The sequence below is a fragment of the Pacificoceanicola algae genome (assembly GCF_049341065.1).
In the GTDB taxonomy this organism is placed as follows: Bacteria; Pseudomonadota; Alphaproteobacteria; order Rhodobacterales; family Rhodobacteraceae; genus Pacificoceanicola.
In genome coordinates this window covers 50164-57625 of the sequence record NZ_JBMPIX010000025.1, presented here as the reverse complement: position 1 = coordinate 57625, position 7462 = coordinate 50164, and the positions used below count along the sequence as shown (strand labels likewise).

The window sequence follows — 7462 nt, the reverse complement described above, 5'->3', positions numbered from 1 at the left end:
AAATTCAACTGCCCCACACTTTACGGTACTCTCCCAGACCAGCAATCATGGTATTTAACATAAACTTCATTATGCGTGACTGACGCTGTTTCGTGTCATGGTGTATTGACGGTCATCGCTACTCGCCCTAGTAGCATTTGCAACACCAAGTACCCGGAACTGCATGCACATTGGTCCTCTGTCTCTAAGCACCGATTTTCGATTTTTCTGCTCCCTCATCTTCGAATGTAACATATATCGCGTGGCGATATTTCGTGCACCGTGTCCGTTTCGCGGGCATGAACTTGCGGGACCGTGTAGCATTGAACATCCAGGACTTGAGACGCGCCCGCGGCCTCAGCCAGGAAGCGCTTGCTCATCAGGCCAACGTAAGCCGCGGTCACATGGGCAGGCTCGAGAACTCGAAGTTCGCAGCCTCCCTCGATCTTCTCGAACGCATCGCCCGGGCGCTAAACGTCGATCCCGAAGAGCTTTTCGCGAAGCGCTAATCCGCTTCCCGAGGCTTTGATCCCGCCCCGATTACGAAAGACAGAACGGCAAGAACGGTACGAGTGGCGCGGTTACATGGCGAAGAGAAAGACAGGCTGGCCTTTCCAGGAAGGGTTTCTGAACGACGGTGCGCAGGAGATTCACCTGTTCACCGATTACCGTTGGAATGATGGCTCGGTGAGCCGCCGCTGGCATGTCGATCCTGATGGCTATGATACCTGCCTTGCCGAGCTTCGCCCCATTTCGCTGAAGGCATCGGGCGATCCGAATCAGTAGGAGAACCACTCCGAGTGGCCCATGTTGCCCTCGTAGTCGCCGTATTCGACCATGATGCTGCGGGAATAGAAGTGCCATAGGCCTCCGCTGGTCGGGTAGGCGATTTCCTGCCCGCTTTCGGAGACGAATGTCGCGGGCCAGGGCGTGTGGGAACCGTAGACCCGCTGGATGTAGCGGCAGGTCCGGTTTTCGCGATCGCAGGAGCGGATCGACCAGTCCCACTGGCGCGGTTCGTCGCGCGGCTCGTAGGAGCGCCCGGTGAACCAGATCACATGAGTGCGGTTCAGCCATTCATACTCCGGCAAGTTTGTATCGAGCTCGCCCTCTCCGCCGGGCCCACCCAGCTCGACCGGCACATGGGCAAAGGTGCAGACCCCGAAAGGCGGCAGGCTCGGCCAGGGTGTGATCCGACGAATCATCGTGCGATAGGCCCGCGCGCAGACGGCACTCGGTGGGAAACCACCCGCCATGCAGAGCATGATGGCGCAGTCGATATCATAGGCCTGCGCCTTCACCGGCACCCCAAGAGCACCAAACACCCCGATTATCGCCGCCATCGCCTGCCGTTTCATGTCACTCTCCCGCAAAAGTTGCGGCAACTATCGTGCAATTTGTTTTTTTCTGCAATATGTCGTATTGACTCTATATGTCTTTATGGCCTTAGTGTCGTGAAGTAGAAGGGCTCTCGTGGGGAGAGTCCGAACATGCCGATAGCGCGCAACCAGATCCTGATCACCATCGATGGTGTGAAAGACCTTCAAGAAGAAGGCATCGCGTTCCGCTGCCGGTATGAACTCGTAGGGTTCACGGACGATGGCAAGCCGCGCTACCAGTGCATCTACCTGCGCGCGGGCGAGCCGGAAGCCATTCTGGTCTCGACCCGGATCACCCCACACGGACCTGAGCCGCGGTATTTCAACATATGGCCGGGGCTCTTCAAACATCATCTCGAGTTCGGTGACGGGCGCGATCTGCGCTTTGGTCCTGACTACAGCATCACCCTCGAGGAGCGCGGCTGACGTCATCGCCTTCGGTCGCGACGGCACGGCCCGGACCTCGGGCTGGACTTTCCACGGCGCGAGGCCTGCCTGGGCGGGGCTGGATGATAGCGCTGAGGCCGAAGTGGTTCTGGCCTCGCTGGTCGCCACGCCGCCGTCCGGACGCGACGACATCCTCTCCCTGATCCGGACGACTGCTGATCGCCATCAGGGGAACCGTGCCCTGCGCCAGGTTAATCTGCGCGCCAACGACTGGCAGGTCCTGTTCCGAGCACTGGTCGAGGCCGAAAGCAGCTACAACCCAACTGCCGTCAGCCCCAAGGGCGCCTATGGTCTCGGCCAGCTGATGCCAGACACGGCCCGCGGCCTCGGAGTCGATCCGCGCGATCCCTCCCAGAACCTCGATGGCGCGGCGCGCTATCTGCTCGCGCAGCTCGCCACGTTCAAGGACATCGACCTGGCGCTCGCAGCCTATAATGCCGGGCCGCACCGCGTGATCGAGTATTCAGGCGTCCCGCCTTTCACCGAGACCCGCGACTATATCGCGCGCATCCATCGGATCCGGTCCCGGCTGGCAGGTAAGCCTGTTTCCGCTCCGGACATCCGCGTCGCAGACGGTGTTCCAGCCCGCGCGCCCGTCCTCATCGATCTTCAGTAAAACAAGGAAACTTCGCATGCTCCGACATCGCCTCAGCCGCCTCTTGCCTGTCGCCACAACCTTGGCGGCTTTCGCAACGCCAGCCCTCGCGCAAGACTTGTCACCGATCCAGACCATGCTGGAAACCGTTGAGGCTGCCCTGACCGGTCCGATCGGGATCGCGGTCGCCACGCTCGCGGTCATCGGCACCGGTTTCATGTGCATGATGGGGCGGCTCAACTGGGGCTGGTTTGCCTCGGTCATCATCGGGATCGTGCTGATCTTCTCGGCCGGCACCATCGTTGACGGCTTCTCCTGAGATCCGAGTAAAGCAGTGGCAGAACGATCCCCCCTTTTTCTGGGCCTCGCCCGTCCGCCCAAGTATCTGGGCCTCCCCGTCGGATACCTCGTGGTGCTGGCGACCGGGGTCGTTCTGCCGTTCATCTGGACGAAGTCGATGATCTTCTTCCTGATCGGGCTCGTCGCCTATCCGATCCTCTGGTTCGTCGCCGACCGCGAGCCACATTTCTTCGAAGTGCTGCGCGTTTCCTACGGCTCGGTGCGCCCAACGAAGAACCGCCAGCTTCACGGAGGTGACAGCTTTGGCGCTTGATGCAGGCACTCTTTCCACTCACGGAACAGCCCTGCATCAAGCGGGCGGCGGGGCGTTCGCGCGGGAGAGCTATCTCGCCGAACACCTGCCGTATTTTGCCCTCGCCGATGACGATGTCATGGTCCTGCGCGAGGGCGATCTCCTGGCGACCCTGCGCCTCGACGGGCTGAACCCGATGACCACCGAGGATGCCCGGCTCGATGCGCTCAAACGCGCGGTCGCAGCCATCGTCGCCCAGACCGGCAACGCCTTCGGTTTCTACGTCCACCGGATCTCCGTGCCGCAGGATCTCGGCATGCGCCCTATCGAGGGAGACAGTTTCGCAGCCGCGATCGACGCGCGCTGGCAGGCCCATGTCAAAGACCTGCGACCGGCCAAGCGCCAGCTCTATCTCAGCGTCATCAGGCGGCCCGACATTTCGGCGCGCATTCCGCTCCTGCGCGCGCTGGCCCGCAAGGCTTGGGTCAAGGACCGCGCGACACGGATGCAGGAATTGAACGAGGTCATGGGCTTCTTCGAGGTTGCGCTTGCCTCGGCCAACCCCGTCAGGCTCACGAAATCGGGCGGCGAGTGGCTGGGCTACCTCAACACGCTGAACGCAGGCAGCTTCTCCCCCATCGCCTTCGGGCAAAGCGCCCTGCCCCTCTCGCATACCTTGAGCAATTGCCGCGCGACCTTCGACGGCGACGTTGTCACCCTCACCGACGCCGTGACCGGTCAGGTCAAATACGGCGCGCTCTTTTCGATGAAGACCTACCCGGCATTGACCGATGTGACGCTGCTCGACGCGCTCGACCTGCCGCTCGACATCGTGCTGACGAATTCCTTCAGCCCGATCCCGAACAATATTATGGCCGAGCGGATACAGCGGATCATCCGCCAGATGCAGGCTTCCGACGATGCCGCCGTCTCCCTGCGCGAACAGCTGGGTCAGGCCGCCGATGACCAGGAGGCGGGGCGCATCGCCTTTGGCGATCATCACCTCTCGATCGCCGTCTATGCCCCAGACCGCGACACGCTCGAACGCGCCGCCGCCCAGATCAAACGCGTGGGCCAGGAGATCATGTCTGTCATCGTGCGCGAGAACATGGCGCTGAAAGCCACCTACTTCGCGCAATCGCCCGGCAACTTCGGCTACCGGGCGCGCAAGACGCCGATCTCCTCGATCAATTTCGCGGATTTCGCGGCGCTTCATGGCAGCGTCGAGGGACGCGGACGTGACCAGTCGCCCTGGGGTCATACCATTTCGGTCCTGCCGACGGTCGGCACCTCCGGTTATCGCTTCAATTTCCACGAGGCGGGCAGCCCCGGCAAGGAACCGACCGTCGGCCATACGCTGGTTCTGGGACGCACCGGCACCGGCAAGACACTGACCACGGCTTTCCTCGCAGCCCAAGCGCAACGGGTCGGCGCGCGGCTTTTCTTCTTCGACAAGGATCGCGGCCTCGAGATGGCGGTCCGCGCCCTTGGCGGCCGCTACAACGAAATCCGCGCGGGCGTGCCCACGGGCCTGAACCCGCTCGATACCGAAATCGACGAACGTGGCCGCGCCTGGCTCTCGGATTGGCTTGCGACACTTCTCACACGCAACGGAACCCTCACCGGCGAGCAGTCACGACACATCCAGAGTGCTGTCGCGCAAAATGCCCATGCCGAGGGCTCGCTAAGACGCTTCGCGAGTTTCGAGACGCTGTTCCAGTCGCTTGATGACGATGGCGAGCTGCAGTCCCGCGTCGCCGAATGGGCCCCGGGCGGCCGCTACGGATGGGTGTTCGATGAGCCGGAATACGGTGCCGGGCTTGAACTGGCCTCCGACATCATTGGCTTCGACATGACCGAAATCCTCGACATGACCACCGAGCGCATGGCGGTGCTCTCCTACATCTTCCGCCAGATCGAACGCGTGGTCGAGGATCGCCGCCCCACCATCATCGTGCTCGACGAAGCCTGGAAGCTTCTCGACGATCCCTACTTCGGGGCACGGCTGGAGAACTGGCTGGTAACGCTGCGCAAGATGAACTGCGTCGTGATCATGATGACGCAGTATCCGAGCCAGCTGCGCGACAGCCGCGTTGGCAAGACCATCGTCGAGACGGTGCCGACCCAGATCCTCTTCCCGAACGACCGCGCCACCATCTCGGATTACGACTTCCTGCGGGTGAACGCCAAGGAGGCGACCCTACTCATCCAGCCGACCATCGGCCAGCGCATCGCGCTCGTGCGCTCGGCGGGCGATAGCGTCTTTGTCGATGCGGACCTCTCCGCCTTGGGCGACCTCCTCCCCATCCTTGGCGGCGGCGCCACCGGCGAGGCGCGCGTGCCTGCTGATTGGCGCGCCAATCCCGATTTCTGGAGACATGTGATATGAGTTCGAAACACCTTCTCGCGCTTTGCGCCGCCGCAGGCCTTCTCTCGGCTTGCGAGAAATACACCGAACAGACCTCGCCCTGCTTCGGGCGCAATGGCGAGCCACAGGTGACGCGCTCCGCGCTTTCCTTCTCGACCATAGGCGCTCCGGTCCAGCAGGCTGCAAAGTCTGACTGCAGCTTCGAGCCCCTGCCGCGTCCGGAATGAGCCGTGCCGCGATCATATCCGCCGGGCTCTGCCTCGGCCTCGGTGCGCTGCCCGCGCTCGCCCAAGGCGTGCCGACGCAGGACAATTCCGCGATCGGCCGCGCCATAGCGCGGGTGACGGCGCTCGCCGAAGATCTGGGCGTCCAGCAGGACAAGGATCGGACGGAGTCCACTCTGGCCGATGTCCAGGCCGACCAACTCCGCGTCCTCGAGGAGATGACCTCTGCAATCACCGGCCCCGGCTTCGATATCCGCGCGCTTGAGGGCAATGCGGATTTCGGGGTGGCGGCTGTCTATCCCAATACCGACCCAAGCCCGATGAACAGCCGCCTCTTCGGCGAGGGCCGCGAGACGGTCGAGATGATGATCGTCGAGGTCGCCGGCGAGTTCGCAGGCGCCCCCGGCGTCGCCCGGGCCGGGCTCTCGGCCACCCAGTGGCGCTGCCTCTTCCAGGCCCTGATCAAGCAGGAGAGCCGCTTCAACGTCGCTGCCGAAAGCCCGGTCGGGGCCTATGGCCTCACCCAACTCATGCCCGGCACCGCTTCCGATCTCGGCGTCGACCGGTATGATGTGAAGGACAACCTCCGCGGCGGCGCGCGCTATATCACGACCCAGCTCAACCGTTTCGGCAATATCCCCCATGCGCTCGCGGCTTATAACGCGGGCCCTGGCCGGGTCATCGAATTTGGCGGCGTGCCGCCCTTCGCCGAGACCCAAGGCTACGTGCGCAACATCTCAAAGTTCTACAACGAATATCTGGCCGTGGTGGGGGGCGCCGACGCGCTTGGCACGCTCTCGCCCTCGGACTTTGCCCTCGCCGAATATGCCAGCATCTCCGAGGCGGGCGTCTATTACGCCGCAGACAGTTCCGCCACGACCGAACAGGTCATCAATCGCCTGCGCGCGATCATCCTGCAGATCGATGCCCAGCCCAATGCCAAGGCGGCCTGGGAACTCAATACCTACGCCAAGGCCGAGATCGGCCGCATCCTCAATCTTCGTGTCCGGCTGATGGCAGCAAACCAGCAACGCGAGGCGGCATACGCGCAACACCTCGTCGCCGACCGGCTGGCCGAGCGCGACTTCATGCAGATGGGAGTTCCCGAATGAGACATCTTCTCCTGACCGTGGCTGCGGTCACAGCACTCAGGCTCGCCTCGCCCGCAACAGCCCAAGGTGTCCCGACTTTCGATGGATCGCAGCTTGGTCAGCTTGTGGCCCAGCTCGAGCACATGGCCGAGGACCTGAACGTCCAGATGCAGCAGCTCGCCACCATGCGGCTGGAGTTGGAAACCCAGCTGTCGCAGCTTACCAACCTCGAGGCGCAACTGACCTCGCTGATCGAGGGCAGCGGGTTAGGTGAACTTTTCGCCACTGTCGAAGAGTTCCGCGCGCTGCGCGGCAAGCTGGTCGCGCCCCTCAATACCGCGCAGTCTTTGGCCAGCGGCGATTTCCTGAGCGGCTTCAATCCGGGCGCGGAACTCTCGGCCTCGGTCGAGCGGGTGCTCTCTGGCAGCGGTTTCACGTCGGAACGCCTGGGGACACTCTCAGGCTCCGACCAGCCTACCGACAACCGGATTGCCGCCTCGGCCGGGGCCAGCGCCATGTTGTCGGTCGCCGCGCAGGAAAGTCATGAAGAGGCCGGTCAAAGCCTCGAGCGGCTCGAGACCATGGTCGGGCTGATCGATGATCAGGACGGCCTCAAAGCCGCGGTTGATCTCAACACCCGCGTCACCGCCGAGCTTGGCATCATCCTGACCCAGATCTGGCGGCTGGAAGCGGCGCAAGGCGTCAGCGCTGGCCAGCTCGGCGTCGTCGATGCTGCGACCCTCGCCGATGAGCGCAAGTTCCGCTCGATGGCGGTGGATCCATGAGA

11 protein-coding genes are annotated in these 7462 nt (G+C 63.0%); 10 read left to right on the top strand and 1 reads right to left on the bottom strand.

Annotated features, from left to right (window positions below):
- Positions 1 to 302: 302 nt before the first annotated feature.
- Positions 303 to 488, top strand: coding sequence for a helix-turn-helix transcriptional regulator (locus ACOYQJ_RS22455; protein ID WP_227513933.1), 186 nt, complete (start codon positions 303 to 305; stop codon positions 486 to 488).
- A 76-nt stretch (positions 489 to 564) separates the two neighbouring features.
- The gene (locus ACOYQJ_RS22450; protein ID WP_037210192.1) at positions 565 to 765 is read left to right on the top strand and encodes a hypothetical protein; all 201 of its coding nucleotides are present in this window, start codon (positions 565 to 567) and stop codon (positions 763 to 765) included.
- Here the strand turns inward: ACOYQJ_RS22450 and ACOYQJ_RS22445 are convergent.
- On the bottom strand, positions 759 to 1337 hold the full coding sequence (locus ACOYQJ_RS22445; RefSeq protein WP_040181322.1) for a hypothetical protein: 579 nt from the start codon (positions 1335 to 1337) through the stop codon (positions 759 to 761). The two genes, ACOYQJ_RS22450 and ACOYQJ_RS22445, sit on opposite strands and share 7 nt — an antisense overlap.
- A gap of 132 nt (positions 1338 to 1469) precedes the next feature.
- On the opposite strand from ACOYQJ_RS22445, the gene ACOYQJ_RS22440 reads away from it, so the two are divergent.
- From ACOYQJ_RS22440 to ACOYQJ_RS22405, 8 genes are all read left to right on the top strand, one after another.
- A complete protein-coding gene (locus tag ACOYQJ_RS22440; RefSeq protein WP_040181319.1) occupies positions 1470 to 1784 on the top strand; it encodes a hypothetical protein in 315 nt (104 codons plus the stop codon).
- Positions 1785 to 1887: 103 nt separating this feature from the next.
- A complete protein-coding gene (locus ACOYQJ_RS22435; protein WP_052465693.1) occupies positions 1888 to 2421 on the top strand; it encodes a lytic transglycosylase domain-containing protein in 534 nt (177 codons plus the stop codon).
- A gap of 16 nt (positions 2422 to 2437) precedes the next feature.
- A complete protein-coding gene (locus ACOYQJ_RS22430) occupies positions 2438 to 2719 on the top strand; it encodes a TrbC/VirB2 family protein (protein ID WP_040181317.1) in 282 nt (93 codons plus the stop codon).
- Between the two features lie 15 nt (positions 2720 to 2734).
- A complete protein-coding gene (locus ACOYQJ_RS22425) occupies positions 2735 to 3013 on the top strand; it encodes a VirB3 family type IV secretion system protein (RefSeq protein ID WP_040181315.1) in 279 nt (92 codons plus the stop codon).
- Complete coding sequence (locus tag ACOYQJ_RS22420) at positions 3003 to 5381, top strand: VirB4 family type IV secretion/conjugal transfer ATPase (protein ID WP_422908159.1); 2379 nt, start codon at positions 3003 to 3005, stop codon at positions 5379 to 5381. Before ACOYQJ_RS22425 ends, ACOYQJ_RS22420 begins: the two co-directional genes overlap by 11 nt.
- Positions 5378 to 5587, top strand: a complete 210-nt coding sequence (locus tag ACOYQJ_RS22415) for a hypothetical protein (RefSeq protein ID WP_073194552.1) — start codon at positions 5378 to 5380, stop codon at positions 5585 to 5587. Before ACOYQJ_RS22420 ends, ACOYQJ_RS22415 begins: the two co-directional genes overlap by 4 nt.
- Positions 5584 to 6696 carry a transglycosylase SLT domain-containing protein gene (locus ACOYQJ_RS22410; RefSeq protein WP_037931012.1) on the top strand — a complete coding sequence of 371 codons (1113 nt, stop codon included), beginning with the start codon at positions 5584 to 5586 and terminating at the stop codon, positions 6694 to 6696. The genes ACOYQJ_RS22415 and ACOYQJ_RS22410 overlap by 4 nt, the downstream gene beginning before the upstream one ends.
- Positions 6693 to 7460, top strand: a complete 768-nt coding sequence (locus ACOYQJ_RS22405; RefSeq protein WP_037931015.1) for a type IV secretion system protein — start codon at positions 6693 to 6695, stop codon at positions 7458 to 7460. The genes ACOYQJ_RS22410 and ACOYQJ_RS22405 overlap by 4 nt, the downstream gene beginning before the upstream one ends.
- Positions 7461 to 7462: the final 2 nt, after the last annotated feature.

Excerpts from the sequence above, each read along its gene's own strand:
- ACOYQJ_RS22450 (WP_037210192.1), top strand. The coding sequence starts at position 565 with ATGGCGAAGAGAAAGACAGGCTGGCCTTTCCAGGAAGGGTTTCTGAAC.
- ACOYQJ_RS22445 (WP_040181322.1), bottom strand. The coding sequence starts at position 1,337 with ATGAAACGGCAGGCGATGGCGGCGATAATCGGGGTGTTTGGTGCTCTT.
- ACOYQJ_RS22440 (WP_040181319.1), top strand. The coding sequence starts at position 1,470 with ATGCCGATAGCGCGCAACCAGATCCTGATCACCATCGATGGTGTGAAA.
- ACOYQJ_RS22430 (WP_040181317.1), top strand. The coding sequence starts at position 2,438 with ATGCTCCGACATCGCCTCAGCCGCCTCTTGCCTGTCGCCACAACCTTG.
- ACOYQJ_RS22415 (WP_073194552.1), top strand. The coding sequence starts at position 5,378 with ATGAGTTCGAAACACCTTCTCGCGCTTTGCGCCGCCGCAGGCCTTCTC.
- ACOYQJ_RS22410 (WP_037931012.1), top strand. The coding sequence starts at position 5,584 with ATGAGCCGTGCCGCGATCATATCCGCCGGGCTCTGCCTCGGCCTCGGT.
- ACOYQJ_RS22405 (WP_037931015.1), top strand. The coding sequence starts at position 6,693 with ATGAGACATCTTCTCCTGACCGTGGCTGCGGTCACAGCACTCAGGCTC.